Here is a 19,868-nt window from a genome sequence, read left to right as displayed (position 1 = left end):
GTGATGGCCGGCGGCGGTGTCGATGCCGGTCGAAGTGTTCGTAAAATAATAAGGGTGCGACGCGCGGTCGCCTGGGCGGGACGCTCGGTTAGACCTCGTCGACGAGGTGCTCGGGGCGCGGCAGATCGACGTGTGTTGCAGGCTCCGCACCGGAGCGACGGTTCAACGCGAAGTCCCGCATGGCCGCCGCGCCGGAGAGGTTGTAGACCTCCGCGAAACCGTGCTGCGCGAGGATGCGCACGGCGGCATAGGCGCGCTGCCCGCCGCGGCAGGAGACCACGGTGGGCCGGGCGGGGTCCAGCTCCCCGAGGCGGTCGCGCAGGTCGTCGAGTCGGATGTGCTTGGCGTGGGGTGCGTCGCAGAGCGGAAGCTCTTCGAGCTCCGCCGCCTCGCGAACATCCACGACCTGGAACGCGGAGAGATCCGCGTCCGGCTGCATCAGGGGCGCGAGTCCGTCGAGATCGTTCTGTGCGACGAAGGCGGCCATATGCAGCGGGTCCTTCGCCGAGCCGAAGGGCGGTGCGTAGGCGAGATCCAGCGCCCCGAGATCCTCGATCGTGCCCTTGAAGTGGATCAGGGTCGCAATGATGTCGAGCCGCTTGTCCACCCCCGCGGCACCCACGACCTGCGCGCCGAGCACGCGCCCCGTGCCCGTTTCGTAGACCAGCTTGACGGCGATCGGCGCCGCCCCCGGATAGTAGCTCGCGTGATGGTAGGAGACGATATGCACCGCGCGCGCATCGAATCCGGCCTGCCTCGCCGCGCCCAGCGAAAGACCCGCAATCCCGGCGGCGTAGCCGAAGACGCGCACGACCGAGGTGCTCCAGGCCGCTGGAGCCGGGCGCGAGGCGCCCGTCGCGGCATGCTCTCCGGCCAGCCGACCGGTCCGATTGGCGATGCCGGCCAGCGGGACCCGCATCTGCTCCCCGGTCGGACCGTAGGTGTATTCGGCGGCATCCCCGACCGCATAGATGTCCGGGTCGGAGGTGCGCATGTAAGCGTCCGTCGCGATGCCGCCGCTGGCCCCGATGGTCAGGCCGGCATCCACCGCGAGCCCCACGTTCGGGCGCACGCCGATACTCATCAGAACCAAGTCCGCAGGCAGGCGGGTTCCGTCGGCGAGGGTCACGCCGGTCGCGGCCCCATCGGTCTCCTCGATCGCGGCGACACCGCGGCCCAGCTCGAGCCGGATCCCATTGCGCTCGATCTCGCGGTGGAGCGGCTCGGCGATCTCCCGATCGAAGAAAGGCATGACCTGGTCCTGCAGCTCCACGACCGTGACCTTCAGACCCCGGTGGACGAACTGCTCCGCCACCTCGAGACCGATGTAGCCTGCACCGACCACGACCGCCTCCTTCGCGTGCACCATCCCGGCGATGATCCGATCCATGTCCCCGATGTTGCGCAGGCTGAAGACGCCTTGCGCCGTTGCACCCGGGATCGGCGGCACGATCGGCGCGGCACCGGGCGAGAGGATGAGCTTGTCGTAGTCCTCCCCGTACTGCTCGCCGGTGTCGAGATTCTTAACCATGACCCTCTTGGTCTCTCGATGGATCGCGATCACCTCGTGGCGGATGCGTGCGTCGATCAGAAACCGATCGCGAAACAGCTCCGGCGTCGCGACCAAGAGCTGTGCGCGATCGCTGATCTCGCCGCCGATGAAATAGGGGAGACCGCAGTTTGCGAAGGACACGTAGGGATCGCGCTCGAATAGGATGATCCGGGCATGCTCGTTGACACGGCGGGCCCGCGCGGCCGCCGATGCGCCTCCAGCCACGCCTCCGACGATCAGGATTTTCGGGGAGTCGTGAGCCTGTGTCTTGGTTGTCACCGCTTCGTTCTCCTTCGTGGTCCAGGCAAAAAGGCCATAATTTCAAGGGGACATTGTGTCGATGCCGACGGCGGGATCTTACCGGAAACGCGGATCGAGCGCCGGTCGCTCGCGCGCGACGGTTCGCGTCGGCCCAGGGGCAAGCCGCGCGTTCCCGTGGACATCATGACCTTGTCGGTCGTCAGCCCGGTCGCTACCATCGGCGCGGTAACCGACCAGCAGCGATCCGGCGCGAGGAGCGAGTATGAGAGTGGTGATCATCGGCGGCGTCGCCGCGGGCATGAGTGCGGCGAGTCAGGCCAGGCGGACACGTCCGGACGCCGAGATCCTGGTTCTGGAGAAGACGCAGGACGTCTCCTACGGCGCCTGTGGACTGCCGTACAAGCTGCCTCCGGACACGGACATGGATGACCTGCTTGTCATCTCAGCGCAGCGCTTTCGCGAGGAGCGCAACATCGAGGTGCGTCTCGGCCACGAGGTGCTGAAGATCGACCCGAGCCGGCGCGAGGTCGGCGGACGCAACGCCGAGGGCGATTTCGTGCTCGGCTACGACAAGCTGATCATCTGCACCGGCGCGCGGGTCTCGGTGCCGCCGATCAAGGGGCTCGATAGCCTTTGGGGTGAAGGCGCCTATCCGCTCAAAACCATCGACGACGGACGGACCATCAAAGCGGCTATGGCGGCACATCCGCCCAAGCGTGTGGTGGTCATCGGCGCCGGCTACATTGGGCTGGAAGCGACCGAGAATTTCCGGGAGATGGGCGCCGAAGTGACCCTGGTGGAGGCCCTGCCCGAGATCCTGCCCTGGCTGCCGGAGACGCTGCGCGCGCGCGTGATCGACGAGGCCCAGGCGCACGGGGTCGAGATGCTGCTGGGCACACGGGTCGAGGCGATCGAGCGCACCGGCTCGGCGATCAGCGTCAAGACTGCACAATCCACCTTGGAGGCCGATCTGGTGCTGGTCGCGACCGGCGTTCGACCCGAGTCCGAGCTGGCAGCGGCCGCGGGACTGGCGCTCGGCGCCGCCGGATCGATCGCGGTGGACGCCTACCTGCAAACCTCCGAGGAGCACATCTTCGCAGCCGGCGACTGCGCCGACGCGATCCATGCCATCACCGGGGAGTCGGTCTGGTTTCCGCTTGCGCTGCGCGCCAATCGGGCGGGCAAGCTCGCGGGCGACAACATCTTCGGCCTGAAACGCCCGGCCCCTCCGGTGCTCGGCACGGCCGTGTTCAAGTTCTTCGGACTTGAGGTCGTCCGCACCGGGTTGTCGCGGGAAGAAGCCGATGCGGCCGGACTCGACACCGCGACCGCCGAGATCGTCGGCTCCACCCGTGCCGGCTACTACCCCGGCGGCGGCAAGCTCTCGGTCTGGCTGATCGGGGAGCGCAAAACGCGCAAACTGCTCGGCTGCTGCATGGTCGGCCCCGAGGCGGCCGCGCACAAGATCGACACCGCCGCCGCGGCGATCCACGCCGGCATGACCGCCGAGCAGATCTACGACATGGACCTGGCCTACGCGCCGCCGTTTGGTCCCTCTTGGTCGCCCTTGTTGATTGCCGCTTCGCAGTTGAGCAAGGCGCTCGACTGAGCAGGCGACCGGCGGCGCCAGCGTCGGTCGGCTCCGTGACCGCCTGCGTAGGGCTAGGTTCCGTGGCCCAACCTCTGCCGGCTTCTTTAAACCGCTTCCAGAGCGAGATGCTCATTTTCGAGTGAATTCGACGTTTGGTGAATCCACAGTTCCTAGCGGGGGTTCGGTTTAAAATATTATATTTTTTAATATCTTAAACCGCGCCAGCTCCAGCGGTCATCCGGTCTGCCGGGGCCGATCCCAACCAAAAAAATCGCATACCGCGCTGGGCGCGGTTTAAGTCCACGAGGCTCAGCGTCATGAACACCGCAACGCACACCAATTTCCAGCGTCTGATCTTCGCCGTCGAAACCATTCCGCCGGCAGCGACCGCGGTCGTCCATCCCTGCAACGCCGCGGCGCTGGGCGGGGCCGTCGATGCTTCGAAGGCCGGCATCATCACGCCCATCCTGGTTGGACCTCGCAAGAAAATCCTCGCCGCAGGGGCTGACGCGGGGATCGACCTCTCCCCCTACGAGATGATCGACGCCGAGCACAGTCACGCATCGGCCGAGAAGGCCGTCGCCCTGGTGCGCGAGGGTCGCGCCGAGATGCTGATGAAGGGCTCGCTCGGCACCGACGAGCTGCTCGGTCCCGTGGTGAAACGCGATACCGGACTGCGTACCGCGCGGCGCCTGAGTCATTGCTTCATCATGGACGTGCCGGGGCACCCGAACGTCCTCTTCATCACGGACGCGGCGATCAACATCTTCCCGACCCTGGAGGAGAAGGTCGACATCGTGCAGAACGCGATCGATCTCGCGCGGGCCTTGGGGATCGAGACCCCGAAGGTCGCGATCCTGTCCGCGATGGAGAAGGTCAATCCCAAGCTCCAGTCGACCGTGGAGGCTGCGGCTCTCTGCAAGATGGCCGACCGCGGTCAGATCACCGGCGGCGTCCTCGACGGACCGCTCGCGCTCGACAACGCCATCAGCCCGGAGGCGGCAGAGATCAAAGGGATCGGAGGGCCCGTCGCCGGTCACGCCGACATCCTGGTCGTGCCCGATCTGGAAGCCGGCAATCTGCTCGCCAAGAGCCTTGCCTTCCTGATGAACGCCGACTCCGCGGGCATCGTCCTGGGCGCACGCGTGCCGATCACGCTCACCAGCCGCGCCGACTCGGTCCAGAGCCGCCTCGCCTCCTGTGCCGTCGCCGCGTTGGTGGCCCACCGGCGTAAGGAGGCTGCGGCGATCGAGGGGTGATCTAAACCGCGCCCAGCGCGGTATGTGATGTTTTCGGATGGGATCGACCCCGGCAGACTCGACGACTGTTGGAGTTGGCGCGGTTTAAAGTTTTAATTCAAGACGGAATGGCGTCCATGCAACCCATCTCGGTTTCCGAAAGCATCGTGCCTGTCGGCAAGTTCAAAACTCAGATATCGCGTCATCTGAAGCGACTGGTCGACGGTGCCGGTCCACTCGTCATCACGCAGAACGGTCGGGCAGCGGGCGTCGTCCTGTCGCCAGCGCAATACGATCGAATGTGTGATTGTGAGCGGTTTCTCGAATCCCTGCTCGCGGGAGCCGGCGACGCCGATGCCGGGCGGGTCATGGATACCGCGACCCTTCGCGAGCGCCTCGCGGAGCGGCGTGCAGAGCGCTCTGTTGCATGAAGGTCCTCTGGACCGATCATCGCGTTGGGCGGGACGATCCGGGTCATGATGGCGGACGATGCGAGGCGAGACGCGCACGGAGACCGCGGGCGGCGCGCAGCGCCCGTTCGCGGCCTTCCCAAAGCCACAGGGGCGGACCGGCCCGGCGGTGCAGCAGCCGGAAGTGCAGGGTCGGCGTTGCGCCGAGATAGTCCTTGAAGCGGCCGAGGGAGGTGGTCGGTGATCCGCCGAAGTTGATCCACTGCCAGGGCGTGGCGTCAACCGCCGCGCCGGTATTCGGGGGCGCCAGCGCCTCAGCGACCGACCAGTACAGCGCGGGGATGGTGCCTAGGCCGACAGTCTCGGCGTCGAAGCCGGCGCGCCACAGATAGGCTTCCCGGTCCTCGCGGCTCAGCAAGACCAGCACGCTCGCCCGGCGGACGCCGGTGCCGTCACGGGCCGAGTACAGGCGCGCCCCGTCACGCGCCTGAAGCCATGCGATCCGCATCTACAACACCTCGGCCCAACGCCGGGTCGGCGCTTGACCGAAGCGCAGCACCACTCGGCGGTGCAGGTCGATGAAGGCAGTCACGGCGTCCGCTTCGCGGTCTTCGGCCAGGCGCAGCTGCTCCGAGGCACGCCGGATCTCGCGTCGCTTGTCCCGGTTCATTGCGGTCCACACGTCCGGAAGGTCGCAGAGCGGCCAGCGGTGGGTGTAGACCGGCACCAAGGTGAAGGGTCCGCGCAGCAGTGCACGTAGGTCCTGGAGCGCGGGATGGGTCTCGGCGACGATCAGATCGATCCGCGCCGCCAACGCCGCGGCCAGCGCCGCCAGTGCGTCGTAGCGCGGGCTGGCCTGGCGTACTGCCCCGGAGTCAAGGTCTGCGCTGAGGATCGGGCCGGCATAGAAGAGCTCGAAGTGATGGCTGATGGCACCGCCGCAGCAGGGTCGCACCGGCAAGGCCCAGCCCGCCTGCAGCCGCCCGCCGTCGTCGCGCAACGCGAATCGCAGCACCTGCAAGCGTGCCCCGTCGGTTTCCGCCAGCATCCGTAGCCAATCGCTGCGCAAAAAGGCCCAACCTTGTGGCGAGTCCTGCACGAGCGCATCCCACTCCGCATCGAGCGCGGGCGTCAACGCATCGCAAATGACCTCCGGCATGAGCTTCCTCCTGACTGAGCGTCTGTTCCGGGTACGCGCGATGTTCGAGGATCCATCAAAACGGAAACAGCCAAGGCACCAAGGCTACCGACACCGTCATCGCGATGACGACAAACGGCAGGCCGACACGCAGATAGTCGCCGAAGCGGTAGTTGCCGGCGGTTGCGACCATCGCGTTGGGCGGGGCGATCGGGGTCATGAATGCGGAGGAGGCGGCCAAGGCGACGATGATCGCGAAAGGGTAGGGCGAGGCACCGAGCTCGGCGGCCAGTGCGAGCGCGACCGGAATCACCAGCACCGCGTTCGCGGCGGCGACCACGAAGAGGCCGATCAGCACGGTGATGAGATAGAGCGTCGCCAGGATCAGATAGGGTCCGGCGTCGCCGAGCAGTGCGACCAGCGCGGTGGCGGCGAGGTCGATCCCTCCCGTGCGTTCCAGGGCGATGCCGAAGGGCAGCATGCCGGCGATCAACACCAGGGTGCGCAGGCTGATGGCGCGGTAGGCGCTGTCGAGGGCTTGGCGATCGGGGTCGGGCTGTCGATCAGCAGGATGTCGCCAGCGGCGATCTCGGTGGTTGCATCCGGCCCGATGAGGCAGGTGCGGAACGGCCGACTGCGCTCGACGGCAAGGACCGCCAGCTCGGCATGGCCCGGCAGGGCGAGCGCGCCGAGCGGTTGCCCGACGAGCGGGGAGCCCTCGCGCACCCGCACGCGCAGCTCCCGCTCGGCCAGGCGGTAGGTCTCGACCCAATCGCTCAGGCTCGGCCGCCCGCCCGTGCGCTGTCCGTCCGCCCCGCCGGTGCCCAACCAGCGGCGCGCGAACATCATGTAGGCAACGCCGAGCAGCAGGATCGGCAGGCCGATCGGGGTCAGCGTGAAAAAGGACATGCCCTCGGCGCCGGTGCGCACCAGCTCGTAATTGACGATCAGGTTCGGCGCCGCGGCGACCAACGTCAGCATGCCGCTGATGAGCGCGGCGAAGGAGACCGGCATCAGGACCTGTGCCGGCGACATGCCGGTGCTCTGCGCGATGCGCAGCGCGACCGGGATGAAGATGGCGACCACGCCGGTGGAGTACATCACCGAGCCCAGCGCGCCGACGATCAACATCAGCATGGCGACCAGACGGGTCTCGTTCTTGCCTCCGCGAGCGACCAGCCAATCACCCAGTCCCTGCGCGATGCCGGTCCGGGCCAAGCCCTCGCCGATGACGAACATGGCCGCAATCAGGACGATGTTCGGGTTTGCGAAACCGGCGATCGCCTCCCGAACCGTGATGACCCCGGTGAAGGGCAGCGCGACCATCATCAGGAGACCCACGGCATCGGCCCGAGGGCGACCGAGGCTGAACATCAGGATCGCGCCGACCAACAGGGCCAGCACCAGGACCAAATCAAGGTTCACGCGTCCCCCTCGGCACGGATCAGGTGCCGTTCGGTTTGTTTCAGAACACTTCCCCGGCGTTGAAGCCTGCGTCGATGGCCCGTTGGCCGCTCGCTCTCGGATGCGGCGAGCATCGTCGGTACGACCTACAAGATCGGCGCGAGCAGCCTTGCGGCCTTTGCTCCGACTTTTTGGTGGAACGGCAGGGCGTCATAGGCCCGCGGTCCGACTTCTTGCGACTGTGCGAAATCGCGCTCGAACATGGTCGCGACCTCGGCCGCGAAACGTGCGTCCGAGACGGCGAGGGTGATCTCGAAGTTCAGCCTGAAGGAGCGGTTGTCGAAGTTCTTCGTCCCGATGGCAGCGAACCCCTCGTCGACGACCAGCGCCTTGTGGTGCAGGAATCCGGCGGTGAAGCGGTGGACATGAATCCGGGGATGATCCAGCTCCTTGAGCAGGGCGAAGGAGGCGAGCCAGACCAGATACTGATCCGGCTTCATGGGCAGCAGGATACGCACGTCCACACCCCGGATCGCGGCGAGCTGCAGCGCCTGGAGGATACCTTCGTCCGGGACGAAATAAGGGCTGGCGATCCAGAGTCTGTGTCGGGCCATCGAGATGACGTGCAGGAAGAAGAGCGTGCACCGCTCATGCCGATCGGACGGTCCGGACGCGAGCACGAGAGCGCCTTGGCCGGCGGCATCCGGTACCGGATCGTGCGGTTGCCAATGGGCGTCCAGGATCTCGCCGACGGCGAAATACCAATCGGCTGCGAAGACCATCTGAAGCTGCAGCGCGGTCGGGCCCTCGACCCGTACATGGGTGTCGCGCCAGCGGCCGTACTTCGGATTCTTCCCGAGATACTCGTCGCCGACATTGTGCCCGCCGATGAAGCCGACCCGGCCGTCCACGATGACGTTCTTGCGGTGGTTGCGGAAGTTGAGCCGCCAGCGGTCGCGCCACCCGCTCAGGGCGCTGAAGGCGGCGATGCGCACCCCGCGGTCGCGCCAATGGCGCATCACACGCGGGGTGATGGCGGCGCCGCCGAAGCTGTCGATCAGAAAGCAGCACTCCACGCCCTCCGACGCCTTCTGCGCGAGCGCTTCGAGCAGACGTCGCCCGAGCCCGTCGTTGCGCACGATGTAGAACTGCACATAGACCGAATGCGTCGCCCGTGCGATTTCGGCCAGAATGGCATCGAAGGTGGCCTCGCCGTCGATGAGTAGCTCGAGCCGGTTCCCGCGCAGAAATTCCTGCCCCGCAATCGAAGCCAAGGCCGCGGCCGGCGCCGGCTCGATCCGTTCCGGAGCCAGTTGAAAGGCGAGCATCTCGGTGCGGACCTGATGGATCAGATCCGCGTGTGTCCGAAGCTTGTCCTGCATCACGCGCGAATGGGCCTCGAACCGCCGACTGCCGAAGAACCAGTAGAGCGGAAGGCCCAGCCAGGGGAAGGCCACCAGGCCCACCACCCAGGCGACCGTGCCCTGCGGCGTGCGCACGGTGAAGAGCGCATGGATCGCGCTCGCGATCCCGAGGAGCTCGACGAGGATGAAGACGAGCGAGAACGTGGAGATCATGTTCCGGTTTCCTGATGCCGATAGCTGATCGATCATCGAGACCTGCGACATCGATCGCCGCGCAAGGCGCGTCGCCGCAGCTCGACCCCGACTGGATTGACTCTTCGCATGATACGTCGCATGGGTCGCCGTTACGCGTAGGGGCGGACCTCGGTCTCGATGCGTGCCCCGTCGTGCACACGATCGCCCGGATGGGTCACGACGATCTCGCCCGGCTCAAGCCCCATGGTGATCTGGGTCCAAAGACCGCTGCGCCGCCCGACCTCGACCGTGCGCAGACGCGCCCGACCCTGATCGGCAATGAAGACGGCCCAGCGGTCCAGGTGCCGAAAGAGCGCACTGGTGGGGATCTGGACCACGTCCTCGCCTTCCCAGAGGATGAAGCGTGCCTCCACCCGGTAGCCGTCCCCGAGATGACGCCATCGCGCGCGCGGCGTGACGATCTCGACCCAGACCGGCACCCGCTGCTCTTCCACGCCCAGGGCCGAGATCTTCTCGAAGCCGGCGGGCTCCACGAGCCGCACCCGTCCCTCGAGCGCATCCTCGCCGCCCCAGCGCTCCAGGATCACACGCATCTCGGGCCGCACACGCACGGCGTCGACCGACAGCAAGTCGACCTTGACCTCCAGGGCATCCAGGTCGCCGATCTCCAGCACCGTCTCGCCGGACTGCGCCGGCCCCTCGCAGCAGCGATGACGTTGGGTCACGACCCCGTCGATCGGGGCGCGGACACCGAGAACCGGGTGGTCGCCGGGAGCGCGCTTGCCGTCGGCGATCTCCACGAGCGCGCGGGCCGATTCAAGCTCGAAACGGGCGACCTCCACCGAATGCCGCGCGGCGCGTGCCGATGCGTCGGCGGCGTCGCGCTGCGCGAGCCGTCGGCCTCGCTCCTCGGATGAGACGAGTTGGCGCCGGTGCAGTGTCTCGCTGCGGTCGTACTCGGTGCGGGCCAGCTCGTATTCGGTCTCCCGGGCCGAGAGATTTGCCTCGGCCTCCTCCAAATGCGCTTGTGCTGCGGCGAGCGCCTCGCGCGCCTGACCGCGCGAGCGCGCGTCGAGTGCCGGTGCCGGCAAGGGCTCCAGCTCGAACAGCACCTGATCGGCAGCGACCGTGTCCCCCGGCTCCAACGTGACGCGGCGCAGATAGCCGTCGATCGGTGCAGAGACGGCATAGATATCGCGCAGGCGTGTGCGGCCCTCGTCCTCGATCGACTCCACGAAGACGTCCTGCCGAACCAAGGTCGCGCTGACCGGCACCGGAGACGGCATCAGGGCGAGCGCGAGCAAGCCGAGGATGGTTAGGCCGATGAATCCGGTGATCAGCTTCTTACTCAGGGACATGGAGATCTCGATGCGCGATGTTCAATCGCTCCGGACGCGGTTCAGTCCTACTCGATGGTCTTCAACGCCTCAATCATATCCAGCCGCCCCAGCAGCCGCGCAATCGCAAGCACCGACAGCACCGAGGCCAGCAGCACACCGGCGGCGGAGAAGGCATAGGTCTGCGGGCTGATGATAAAGGGCACCCGGAACATGTCCATCGCCATGGCGGAGCTGAGCAGCGCGGCGAACCCGGTGCCGATCAGCCAGCCCAGCGGGATCGCCAAGAGGGTCAGGACGGCGATCTCGCCGATGAGGATCCAGCTCACCTCCGCTTGGCTGAAGCCGAGGACGCGGAGCGTCGCCAGCTCGCGCGAGCGCTCCGAGAAGGCGATACGCGCGTTGTTGTAGACCACCGCGAAGGTGATGGAGCCGGCCATCAGCAGCAGGATACCCATCATCACCAGCACGGTGTCGTCGATGTAGTCGCGAAATCGGCGCTCCGCATCCGCGATCAGGCCGATGCCGGCGACGCGCGGGACCTCCCAAAGACGCGCGAAGAGCCGGTCGTGCTGCGCGGCGTCGGTCATCAGCCAGACACCGGAGAGTGCAGGGCCTTCGCCCATCAGTCGATTCAGGGCGCGCCGGTCCATGTAGGCGCTCACGCCGATCGGCTCGTCGACGATACCCGCCAGCGGGACCCGCAGGGTCCGGCGGTGCCCCTCCATGATCTCGACGTCCAGTGCGTTGCCGGGTGCGAGCCCGAGGTCATCCGCCAGAAAGCGGGTCAGCAGGAGACCCTCGGGCGGCAGGCGGATCGGACGATGGTCGGCGTCGAGCAAGCCGCGCAGACGCGGCTCGGGTTCCATGCCCTGAATGCTGGTGCGGTAGTCCCGGGTCCCGTTGATCAGGCGCACCGGCACGCTGCGATAGCCCTCCACATAGGCCACGCCGGGCAGGGTGCGCAGCTCGGCCAGCGAGCGCTCGGGTGTGGGGTCGGTGAAGCTGAGATGGACATCCATGTTCATCACCAGCCGGTATTGGATGTCGAGCAAGTGGTCGACCGCGCCGAACTGATAGCTCCCGAGCAGCAGGAGTCCGCCGGACAGCCCGATCCCGATCATCGAGAGCAGGGCCTTGGTGCGATGGCGCAGGAGGTTGCGCAGGATGATCCGGGTCGGCTGGTCCAGTCGCCGACCGAGTGCCGAGCGTTCGAGCCAGGAGGCATGAAAGCGCCGAGGTGCGGGCGGACGCATCGCCTCCGCGGGCGGCATCGCGACCGCGCGGCCCACGGCGCGGGCGGTGCCCAACGCCGCGGCACAGGCGGAGACCAGCAGGGCCAGAGCAACGATCCGAGGCTGGAGGCGGAAGCTCGTCTCCGGGAAACGATAGTATTCGGCATAGACCCCGGCCATCCCTTCCGCCGCCCAAGCGCCGAGGGCAATCCCGAGCAGCGATCCCACGACCACGATGAGACCGGTCAGCAGGCCGTAATGCGCGGCGATGTCCCGGTTGCCGTAGCCGAATGCCTTGAGGATCGCGACTTGCCGGCGCTGGGTCTGGATGATCCGCCCCATCAGTAGATTCAGCAGGAAGGCCGCGACCGAGAGGAAGATGGCGGGGAGCACGATGGCCATCACGCGGAGCTGGTCGAGCTCCTCCGAGAGGAAGCGATGCGAGATCTGGTCCTCGCGCCCCATGGCCCCGATCCCGCCGTAGCGGGCCAGATGTAGGTCCAGGGCCTCGATGACGGTCTTCTCGTCGGCCCCGGCCTGGAGCGAGAGCAGGACGCTGTTGAAGGCACCGTCCATGTCCATTGCGTGGGCCAGCGCTCGGCGGTTCATCCAGAGGACCGCAAAGCGTTTGTAGTCCGGCAAGATGTCCGCAGGCCCCACCTGGTAGACGAACTCGGGCGACAGGACCACACCGCTGACCGTCAGGGTTTGGAGACGGCCGTTGATGATCGCCTTCAACCGATCGCCCGCCCGCAGTCCCTGCGCCTCGGCGAAGGGTTCGCTCAGCACCACCTGGTCCGATCGGTCCGGCTCGGGCAGTGTGCCCTCGCGCAGATACAGACGATTCAGCCCCGGCTGACGGCCGTCCGGGATCGAGAGCAGCAGGCCGCGGACCGGCTCGTCGAAACCCGCCACCTCCAGGCGCACCGGTGCCTGTACCCGCGTCTCGACCTGATTGACGCCCGGGATCTCGCGCAGACGCGCCGCGAGACCTTCCGGGGCGCGCTTGAGATCCGCAAAGACATGGGCGAAATGATGACCGTCGTAGAACCGGGCCTGCGACAGGCGCAGTGCATCGAGCGTGGTCACGGACAGGATCAGCACCATCACGCCCGCGGCGATCACGACCGAGATGGCAGCGACCTGTCCCTTGAGGTCGAAGAGATCGCGCAGGAGCTTGGTGTGCAGTGCTCGCATCGGTCGACCTCGGCGACACGACCGGGAACCCGGTCAGAGCGTTCCCGATCCGCTTAGAACGCGTCCGCTTCGACCTCCAGATAGGCGAGCGAGACGTGCTTGCCCAATTCCTCCTCGAAGCCCGGCCAATCCTTGAATCGGACAAGCTGCTCGGCGATGATCGGACGCATCTCGAAGTCGCTTCCGCCGCTCTCGTACAAGGCCGCGACGCCGTCGTAGACCCCGGTCAGATAGGCGCGGTAGGCATCGACGATCTCCCAGCCGCCGGTTTGGCCGTGTCCCGGAATCAGCACGCTCGCCGTCACCGTGGCCTTGACCCCGTCCAACGCATTGATGCTGCCGATGAAGGAGCCGTCGTCCATGCGCACGATGCGTCCGTTGCAGGCGTTGTCGCCCAGGAACAGCGCGTCCAGCTCCGGGATCTCGAACATCAGGTCCGAGGTGCTGTGCACGTGCGGGAAATAGTGGGTCTTGAAAGTAAGCCCTCCGATCGAAAGGGTTTCGCCACCCTCGAGCGGATGCGTCGGACCCTCGGCCACCGTCCCTTCGGTGGCGCCTTCGGTCGCGCTCATCATGCGTTGGACCCACTCCTCGCCGGCCCCTTCGGCGACCAGCTTCAGCATCTCGGGATGTCCGTAGATCGGCACCTGCGGGGCCGCAGCCAGCATCGCCTGATTGCCCAGCCAATGGTCCCCGTGGACGTGCGTGTTCAGCACCGCCAGCAGCGGTTTGTCGGTCACCTTGCGGATCTGGCGCAGGACCATCTCCCCGGTCTGAACGCTCGAGCCGGGATCCACCACGATCACGCCCGTCTCCGTGACCAAGAAGGCCGGGTTGTTCATGAACCCCTGGTTCTCGGGGGTGGGATAGTCCACCGGTCCGTGGATCACATAGAGACCGGGAGCGACCTGCTCCGCCGGATAGTCCGGAAGGTCCGGGCCGCGATCCGCCAGGGCGGGAAAGGCGAGGGCGAGCATCAGGCAGGAGAGCAGGGCGATCGGCCACGAGGGCCCGTGCGGGATTCGATCAAGCGGCATGGGTAAGCATCCTCACGGTGAACCAAAATGGCGTTATACAGCAGGGGCGGCAAGGGAACATCCCGAGCCCGGCGCGCTGCCGTGCTGCACTAGAAACTGGACCAGCCGAGATGCTCTCCGATCCATGCCTGAAGCGACCGCACCGCGGAGCGATCCTCCCAGGTGTCGTAAGGATCGATTCCGGGCGGCAGGGGCTTGTAAGCATGGTAAAGGCCGTTGCCCAGACCGACGGCAAGCAGCACCAGCAGAAGGCGTTTCATCACCGGTTTCATTGAAGGGTCACGGGTTGGAGTAGCCGACTGATGCGTTTGGCGCGGGCTGGATGGGTTTCGCTTCGCTCTACCCATCCTACGTGTTTCGGTCGTTTTTGAATCGGTCCTTTTGCCCGGAAATCGCCCGATCGCCGTTTGTCGTCTTGAATCCGGGCGTTCCTCAAGCTGCGGCCCTCGCCTCGCGTCGTCAGGCCATCTTGGCCTGATACGATCAGGGCTGGAAGCCCTGACAACGCATGGCACGCGCGCTGCCGGCCGGCCAGGAGGCAGAGCAGCTGCTCGTGACACATCCTTGCGCTTGTGGACCTGTTCAGCGAGAGCCGCGCGAACGGCGGTCCAAACGTCCGGATCCCCGCCGTGAACGGGACGGGGCTTTTCGCGCAAGACGGGTAAGTACAGCGTGTGGCGCGCCCAGGGCAAGGTCGCTCCGGAGGCTACCGGACCCTGATCTTGTACCGCCAGAGGCATCGTGCCTTTTTCGTCTATGGATTCGCCGAGAATCGGCAGGCCAACAGCTCACGGCGGCGGCCTATTTCACCGCCGCCACGGCGGACGAGACCGAGCTGCGCGCGCTTGCCGACAGGCTTTACCGCCGCGTGGACTGGTGCTGGGCCCAGCGCAAAGGCGCCGCGGTCGCGATGGGCTGGAAGCCAGAGAGCGGCTTTCTCAAGTACCGCCGGGAGGGCTACAGCGAAGCCCTCCTGCTCTTCACGCTGGGCCTGGGCTCGCCGACCCATCCGCTGACCGAGGCGAGCTTCGCGGCCTGGACCCGCACCTACCGGCGGGAGAACCACTAAGGTATCGACGTTCTCTTCGCCGGGCCGCTGTTCATCCACCAGTTCGCGCACCATCCCTCCCACGACACGCGCATGGTGGAGCTGGACGCGGGCATGGAGCAGGCCGTCGAGATCTACCGGCAAGCCCGTGCCGCCGGGCGTCAGCCCGGGTGCACGCCGCCGTGAGGGGGACGTCGGGTGACGCGCGCCGAGCTAGTCGTCCCAGAGGGCATCCAGGGCCACGAGGATCCGCGGACCCGAGCCCGGGTCGACCTGCGGGGAGCGGTGGATCGCCCCGCCGGCCGCGTTGTCCTGCCAGGCGCTGCCCTTGAGCAGCAGGATGTCGAAGGGCCGGGCTTGCCCGGTTGCAGGGGCGCCCTCGGCGCTGCCGGGCAGACCCCGCGGGTCGATCCGGGGATCGTCGAGCCATTCCGTGCCCGGACCGCACCAAGTGCAGAGCATCCGGATGCCGGTGCGGTCGACATGCCAGCGGGGACACATGGCGCGCTCCAGACGCTCGATGCGCAGACCGATGGCCGTGCAGCCGAGTAGGTCGCCGTAGAGCTCCAGCAGGAAGGCGAGCTCGCGCATGAGCGCCGTGTGCGCGAACGCCGGCGGCAGCGGCAGGGCATCGATGTCGGGTACGCCGTCGGCGGAGAGCCGGACGACCGCGCGTAGACCGGACCCTCCGCTCGCGTGTAGGCCCGCGAGTGCGCCGCGCAGGTTCGGGCTGCCGGGGGGCGAGTGGACACAGATCTGGGTCTCGGGCACGAAGATCCGGGTCAGATCGGCCAGGGTATCCGCCCGTTGCACCGCGTCGGTAAAGCCCTGGAGCCCGGATGGCGCGAGCGGCGAGTCAGTCAGGATTGAAGGCTGCAGTCTCATGGCTCAGACATCCAAGCAGAAGAGGAGGGATGCGGGATGTTATGTTATGACATCGCTGAGCGTAAACCCTATGAGAGGTCGGGTAAGCGCAGTTAAGCCGCGCCCGGTGCGGTTTGCGTCATGTGTTGGAGCGGTTCAGTTCGGTCTGGTCGGAAACCCGACCCACGATCCGAACATGAGGATTGAATGCATGCGCCGTCCATTCTCCTCCGAGAGGCGCCACTCGGGATGCCGGCAACCGCCTTGCCGACTCCTCCGCCCGCAGACATGGCTTGCAGGATCACGGCTGGGGGCTCGAAAGCGCCCAAGGTCGTTTCGAGATCACTCGCTGGGAGCCCGAGCACGTCTGGGCCTAGCGGGTCGCAGGCGTCGAGGCGACGGACATGAGCCTCCTTGCGGCCCTGTCTGATCGAGCGTAGCATCTTCGCCGTCAAACCCCCGGGCCGCTGATGCGGTCGACAGACAGCGATCACCTTGCTTCGAGTCATCCACGTGCGTCAACCAAGCCTCATCGCCAAGAATGCGCGAACTCTGATCGCCTGACCGGTCTTACCCCGTCAGTCGATCCGGCGGGGAGCAGCAAGACCGGACACCCAACGTCCCTTTCCAGCGCGTCCTCCCCGCCAATGTCCAGCATGGCCGCTGTCGGCCGTGCCATCGTGCGCCGCTGAACGAGCGGCAGGAGGAGCCATGACGATCAAGCAAGTCATTACCGAAGGCGACAAGCCGGTCAAGGTGTGGACCGATGAGCTGGACGAGCGCTCGCGCACGCAGCTGGTCAACCTCTCGAAGCTGCCCTTCATCCATCGTCACGTCGCCGCCATGCCCGACGTGCACACCGGCATCGGCGCCACCATCGGCAGCGTCATCGCCACCGACCGGGCGATCATCCCGGCCGCCGTGGGGGTCGATATCGGCTGCGGGATGGCCGCCGCGCGCACCTCGCTCGGCGCCGACCGGCTCGACGAGCGGGCGCTGAAGAAGGTCTTCGACCAGATCAGCCGCGACGTACCGGTGGGGCGTTCCCAGCACACCGATGCGCGCGCGCTGACCGAGGCGGCCACGCCCTTCGCCGCGCCGCTCGCCGCGCTGACCGAGAAGCACCCGCAACTGCTCAAGGCGTTCGGACGCTTCTCCAACTGGATCAACCAGATCGGCACCCTGGGCGGCGGCAATCATTTCATCGAGGTCTGCCTCGATGAATCCGATCGCATGTGGATCATGCTGCACTCGGGAAGCCGCGGCATCGGCAATGCCATCGGCCATTACTTCATCGAGCTGGCCCGGCGCGACATGGAGCGCTGGATGATCCAGCTCCCCGATCGTGATCTCGCCTACCTGCCCGAGGGTACCGAGCATTTCGACGACTACGTGGCCGCGGTCTCTTGGGCGCAGGCCTATGCGCGCACCAACCGCGAGCAGATGATGGCTCTGGTGCTGGCCGCGCTATCGCGCCATCTGCCGCCCTTCTCGGTCACCGAGGCGGTGGTGAACTGTCATCACAACTACGTCGAGCGCGAGCACCACTTCGGGTCCGACGTCTGGGTCACCCGCAAGGGTGCGATCCGTGCGCGGGACGGGGATCTCGGCATCATCCCGGGCAGCATGGGCGCGCGCAGCTACATCGTCCGCGGCAAGGGCAATCCCGAGAGTTTTTGTTCCAGTGCCCATGGCGCCGGGCGACGGATGAGCCGCACCGCGGCCGAGAAACTCTTCACGCCGGCGGATCTGGCCGCTCAGACCCAAGGGGTGATCTGCCGCAAGGACAAGGGTGTGCTCGACGAGATTCCGGGCGCCTACAAGGACATCGACCAAGTCATGGCCAACCAGGCGGACCTGGTCGAGGTGGTGCATACGCTGAAACAGGTCGTCTGCGTGAAGGGTTGAGCGCGGTTCTGGACCGGCTGCTGCTGGAGACGGTACTGCGAGGAACCGCTGACGGGCGCTGAGCTCGCAGCCCGGTTGCTCGACCCCGACGACACCCGATCAGGCCAATCCGCCAAACCGCTCCGCGAGCGGCGCCGGGGCAGACCGTTCGGGTGATGCATCGGCGACGCGTGGAATGGATCACACCGCAAGCGACGGCGGATCTCCTCCAGCTCGAAGGCGCAGAACATCAGCGTCATCCGCGGATCGCGCTGCACGTGCGCCGAGGTCTCGTCACCGCTGCGCTCAGGTGCCGCCACAGGACACGACCGGCGTCGATGATCCGCAGGGCGTTCATCCCCTTCGGGGTAATACCGATACCCGGTCGCCCACCCGAATCACCCCACCCTCGCGCACCCGCAGGCAGTGCCCGCCACAACGCCCGAGCGCCTTGGCCATGCCGGCGCCGGCGACCCGGTCCAGATACCCGCAGGGCGGGCGCACCCGATGCCACGTCAACAACGCCTCGCCGATGCGCAGGCTTCGGCCCCGTAGCTCGACCCCGACCAGCCCGGAAACCACCAGGTTGCGCCGATGCTGCCCGGCGTCGAGCGGCAGACCCTGCCGGCGCTCGGCGCGCTGCAGATCCTCGGCCAGGATCAGGGTGACCTGACAGCCGTCGGTGAGCCGCCAGAACCCGCGGCCGAGGGCATAGCGATCCTCTATCAAGCCTTGATCGACGAGCGCCAGGGTCCGCTCGCAGGCGCGCATCGGCGCTCCGGCGGCATCGGCGACGAAGATCGCCGTCACGCGCCCGCGGGGGACCCGTCGGAATCGCCGAACGAACCTCTGGAGCCGCACCCTCAGACGATCAAGTGACATGGACGCAATCCCCCGGTGATACCGGCATGACGACTTGGCGTCATCAGTGATCTGAATGAGAAAACACGGCTGCGGCGAAGGGAACTGTCACGATGACTGGATGAGCGTCTTCCGGTAGACCCGGACGATTCGGGTGCCGTCCCAGACATAGGAGAGGTGGGGACCCTGCCGAGGGATGGTGACCGCCGGTGGCCGCAGCGCGGCGATGCACTCCCCTCCGGGATCCCGCACCGACCGATAGACAATCCCCCGGGACCGCACCGCGCGCATCGCCAAGCCAAACGCTTGAGATGGCCGCCAATCGTCCGGGTCATGCAGATGGTCGTAGTCCGCGCCCCGGACATCGTGCAAGGGCTTCGCTACTTCACCCACGTAGACCCGCATGTCGATCTCCCCGGCGTCCTCTCGCGTGTAGGCAAGAAATCGGGCGCGGTGGTATTTCGTCTCCTCGATGGCCGTGTGCAGGGTCTTGGCCGCGTAATAGACGCCGTAGCTGCCGTCGCTGAATCGGCTGGCCACGCCGATATGCGTGAACGCGGCCATCACCGGTGTCGAGCCGGGTCCACAGACACGGTCTTCGCGATCGACCAGTGCGATCACCCCTACTTCATCGCGCAAGCGTTCGTTGGTCAGCCCTTCGAGATAGAACAGCTCGTCCATCAGGTCCGGTTCCACCAGCGACTCGAACAGGTCGATGGGTGGAAACTCCGAGGAGACGATGCGGTACTGGTGTATCCAGTCCAGATCGGAACAGGGTGGGCGCTGCGGATCAGAGTCCCCGCTGAGCATCGAGATACCGCCGCACATCCGCAAGATCGATCAGGCTCCCGCCGAGCATCCGGTCAAGCGCCGACTGCCCGTGAAACAGCGGCGCCAGATTGGGCTTCTTCACCCATTCGTCGGCCGCACGCGGCGACGGCAAGAGGATGTTCAACGCCTTGGCGATACCCAGCAGGTAACTGATGCGATCCAGGACGTCCCGCCCAAGCCGCCGGGCCGTCTTCTCCGCCTTCCATTTGAAGAAGGTCGATTCCGGCGGGTTGCCGAGCAAAATCCGCTCCTGAGCGGCCGTGAGCCCCCAACGCGCGGAAAGATTAAAGAATGCCTGCAGGGCGGTACTGGAGAGTCGCTCCGGGTCGAAACCGGTTTGGGGATGCGGGAGTGCGCTCATCTCATATGCTCCAAATATGGAGTATTTCATCGTATACCCTAAGAGTAGAGCTTTCTG

Annotated in this window: 19 protein-coding genes and 1 pseudogene; 6 read left to right on the top strand and 14 right to left on the bottom strand. The window is 66.6% G+C overall.

Features of this window, described 5'->3' with window-relative positions; translation table 11 throughout:
* Nucleotides 1-88 precede the first annotated feature (88 nt).
* A complete protein-coding gene (locus tag KFB96_RS11070) occupies nt 89-1,831 on the bottom strand; it encodes an FAD-dependent oxidoreductase (RefSeq protein ID WP_213461326.1) in 1,743 nt (580 codons plus the stop codon).
* A gap of 244 nt (nt 1,832-2,075) precedes the next feature.
* Between KFB96_RS11070 and KFB96_RS11065 the strand changes: the two genes are divergently transcribed.
* From KFB96_RS11065 to KFB96_RS11055, 3 genes are all read left to right on the top strand, one after another.
* Entirely contained in the window at nt 2,076-3,422 is a 1,347-nt protein-coding gene (locus KFB96_RS11065) for an FAD-dependent oxidoreductase (RefSeq protein ID WP_213461324.1), read from the top strand.
* Between the two features lie 218 nt (nt 3,423-3,640).
* Nucleotides 3,641-4,663 carry a phosphate acetyltransferase gene (locus tag KFB96_RS11060; RefSeq protein WP_366931578.1) on the top strand — a complete coding sequence of 341 codons (1,023 nt, stop codon included), beginning with the start codon at nt 3,641-3,643 and terminating at the stop codon, nt 4,661-4,663.
* A 68-nt stretch (nt 4,664-4,731) separates the two neighbouring features.
* Nucleotides 4,732-5,073, top strand: a complete 342-nt coding sequence (locus KFB96_RS11055; protein WP_213461320.1) for a type II toxin-antitoxin system Phd/YefM family antitoxin — start codon at nt 4,732-4,734, stop codon at nt 5,071-5,073.
* Nucleotides 5,074-5,116: 43 nt separating this feature from the next.
* Here KFB96_RS11055 and KFB96_RS11050 read toward each other — a convergent pair whose 3' ends face one another.
* From KFB96_RS11050 to KFB96_RS11010, 9 genes are all read right to left on the bottom strand, one after another.
* A complete protein-coding gene (locus KFB96_RS11050; protein ID WP_213461318.1) occupies nt 5,117-5,560 on the bottom strand; it encodes a hypothetical protein in 444 nt (147 codons plus the stop codon).
* Nucleotides 5,561-6,211: a hypothetical protein gene (locus tag KFB96_RS11045; protein WP_213461316.1), complete on the bottom strand. Its 651-nt coding sequence runs from the start codon at nt 6,209-6,211 to the stop codon at nt 5,561-5,563.
* Between the two features lie 55 nt (nt 6,212-6,266).
* On the bottom strand, nt 6,267-6,686 hold the full coding sequence (locus tag KFB96_RS11040) for an SLC13 family permease (protein ID WP_213461314.1): 420 nt from the start codon (nt 6,684-6,686) through the stop codon (nt 6,267-6,269).
* The gene (locus KFB96_RS11035) at nt 6,680-7,615 is read right to left on the bottom strand and encodes an SLC13 family permease (protein ID WP_213461312.1); all 936 of its coding nucleotides are present in this window, start codon (nt 7,613-7,615) and stop codon (nt 6,680-6,682) included. Before KFB96_RS11035 ends, KFB96_RS11040 begins: the two co-directional genes overlap by 7 nt.
* A 125-nt stretch (nt 7,616-7,740) precedes the next feature.
* A complete protein-coding gene (gene cls, locus KFB96_RS11030) occupies nt 7,741-9,171 on the bottom strand; it encodes a cardiolipin synthase (RefSeq protein ID WP_213461310.1) in 1,431 nt (476 codons plus the stop codon).
* Between the two features lie 131 nt (nt 9,172-9,302).
* The gene (locus KFB96_RS11025; RefSeq protein WP_213461309.1) at nt 9,303-10,511 is read right to left on the bottom strand and encodes an HlyD family efflux transporter periplasmic adaptor subunit; all 1,209 of its coding nucleotides are present in this window, start codon (nt 10,509-10,511) and stop codon (nt 9,303-9,305) included.
* Nucleotides 10,512-10,558: 47 nt separating this feature from the next.
* A complete protein-coding gene (locus KFB96_RS11020) occupies nt 10,559-12,922 on the bottom strand; it encodes an ABC transporter permease (RefSeq protein WP_213461307.1) in 2,364 nt (787 codons plus the stop codon).
* Between the two features lie 53 nt (nt 12,923-12,975).
* A complete protein-coding gene (locus KFB96_RS11015) occupies nt 12,976-13,959 on the bottom strand; it encodes an MBL fold metallo-hydrolase (RefSeq protein ID WP_213461305.1) in 984 nt (327 codons plus the stop codon).
* 89 nt (nt 13,960-14,048) lie between these two features.
* Nucleotides 14,049-14,219: a hypothetical protein gene (locus tag KFB96_RS11010; protein ID WP_213461303.1), complete on the bottom strand. Its 171-nt coding sequence runs from the start codon at nt 14,217-14,219 to the stop codon at nt 14,049-14,051.
* A 414-nt stretch (nt 14,220-14,633) separates the two neighbouring features.
* Here KFB96_RS11010 and KFB96_RS26720 point away from each other — a divergent pair.
* Together KFB96_RS26720 and KFB96_RS26715 are read left to right on the top strand one after the other, a co-directional pair.
* Nucleotides 14,634-14,693 (top strand): annotated as a pseudogene (locus KFB96_RS26720) (type II toxin-antitoxin system RelE/ParE family toxin); the annotation flags it as partial.
* A 176-nt stretch (nt 14,694-14,869) separates the two neighbouring features.
* Nucleotides 14,870-15,028: a glucoamylase family protein gene (locus KFB96_RS26715; RefSeq protein ID WP_300971575.1), complete on the top strand. Its 159-nt coding sequence runs from the start codon at nt 14,870-14,872 to the stop codon at nt 15,026-15,028.
* Between the two features lie 192 nt (nt 15,029-15,220).
* On the opposite strand, the gene KFB96_RS10995 is transcribed toward KFB96_RS26715, so the two are convergent.
* Nucleotides 15,221-15,892 (bottom strand): DUF1826 domain-containing protein, encoded by a 672-nt coding sequence (locus KFB96_RS10995; protein WP_213461301.1) that lies wholly within the window; start codon nt 15,890-15,892, stop codon nt 15,221-15,223.
* Between the two features lie 690 nt (nt 15,893-16,582).
* Between KFB96_RS10995 and KFB96_RS10990 the strand changes: the two genes are divergently transcribed.
* On the top strand, nt 16,583-17,779 hold the full coding sequence (locus KFB96_RS10990) for an RtcB family protein (RefSeq protein WP_213461299.1): 1,197 nt from the start codon (nt 16,583-16,585) through the stop codon (nt 17,777-17,779).
* A 333-nt stretch (nt 17,780-18,112) separates the two neighbouring features.
* Here KFB96_RS10990 and KFB96_RS10985 read toward each other — a convergent pair whose 3' ends face one another.
* From KFB96_RS10985 to KFB96_RS10975, 3 genes are all read right to left on the bottom strand, one after another.
* Nucleotides 18,113-18,640: an MOSC domain-containing protein gene (locus KFB96_RS10985; protein ID WP_300971574.1), complete on the bottom strand. Its 528-nt coding sequence runs from the start codon at nt 18,638-18,640 to the stop codon at nt 18,113-18,115.
* An 87-nt stretch (nt 18,641-18,727) separates the two neighbouring features.
* Nucleotides 18,728-19,429, bottom strand: coding sequence for an RES family NAD+ phosphorylase (locus KFB96_RS10980; RefSeq protein WP_213461297.1), 702 nt, complete (start codon nt 19,427-19,429; stop codon nt 18,728-18,730).
* On the bottom strand, nt 19,410-19,811 hold the full coding sequence (locus tag KFB96_RS10975) for an MbcA/ParS/Xre antitoxin family protein (protein WP_213461295.1): 402 nt from the start codon (nt 19,809-19,811) through the stop codon (nt 19,410-19,412). The genes KFB96_RS10980 and KFB96_RS10975 overlap by 20 nt, the downstream gene beginning before the upstream one ends.
* Nucleotides 19,812-19,868: the final 57 nt, after the last annotated feature.

The organism is Thiocapsa sp. (assembly GCF_018399035.1).
Lineage (GTDB): Bacteria > Pseudomonadota > Gammaproteobacteria > Chromatiales > Chromatiaceae > Thiocapsa.
The sequence above is the reverse complement of the archived record's forward strand: the minus strand, read 5'-3'. Positions and strand labels throughout refer to the sequence as shown.

Bases quoted from the DNA above. Each gene is read 5' to 3' on its own strand.
- KFB96_RS11065 (WP_213461324.1), top strand. From the start codon at position 2,076: ATGAGAGTGGTGATCATCGGCGGCGTCGCCGCGGGCATGAGTGCGGCG.
- KFB96_RS11050 (WP_213461318.1), bottom strand. From the start codon at position 5,560: ATGCGGATCGCATGGCTTCAGGCGCGTGACGGGGCGCGCCTGTACTCG.
- KFB96_RS11045 (WP_213461316.1), bottom strand. From the start codon at position 6,211: ATGCCGGAGGTCATTTGCGATGCGTTGACGCCCGCGCTCGATGCGGAG.
- cls (WP_213461310.1), bottom strand. From the start codon at position 9,171: ATGATCTCCACGTTCTCGCTCGTCTTCATCCTCGTCGAGCTCCTCGGG.
- KFB96_RS11025 (WP_213461309.1), bottom strand. From the start codon at position 10,511: ATGTCCCTGAGTAAGAAGCTGATCACCGGATTCATCGGCCTAACCATC.
- KFB96_RS11020 (WP_213461307.1), bottom strand. From the start codon at position 12,922: ATGCGAGCACTGCACACCAAGCTCCTGCGCGATCTCTTCGACCTCAAG.
- KFB96_RS11015 (WP_213461305.1), bottom strand. From the start codon at position 13,959: ATGCCGCTTGATCGAATCCCGCACGGGCCCTCGTGGCCGATCGCCCTG.
- KFB96_RS11010 (WP_213461303.1), bottom strand. From the start codon at position 14,219: ATGAAACGCCTTCTGCTGGTGCTGCTTGCCGTCGGTCTGGGCAACGGC.
- KFB96_RS26715 (WP_300971575.1), top strand. From the start codon at position 14,870: ATGGGCTGGAAGCCAGAGAGCGGCTTTCTCAAGTACCGCCGGGAGGGC.
- KFB96_RS10995 (WP_213461301.1), bottom strand. From the start codon at position 15,892: ATGAGACTGCAGCCTTCAATCCTGACTGACTCGCCGCTCGCGCCATCC.
- KFB96_RS10990 (WP_213461299.1), top strand. From the start codon at position 16,583: ATGACGATCAAGCAAGTCATTACCGAAGGCGACAAGCCGGTCAAGGTG.
- KFB96_RS10985 (WP_300971574.1), bottom strand. From the start codon at position 18,640: ATGTCACTTGATCGTCTGAGGGTGCGGCTCCAGAGGTTCGTTCGGCGA.
- KFB96_RS10980 (WP_213461297.1), bottom strand. From the start codon at position 19,429: ATGCTCAGCGGGGACTCTGATCCGCAGCGCCCACCCTGTTCCGATCTG.
- KFB96_RS10975 (WP_213461295.1), bottom strand. From the start codon at position 19,811: ATGAGCGCACTCCCGCATCCCCAAACCGGTTTCGACCCGGAGCGACTC.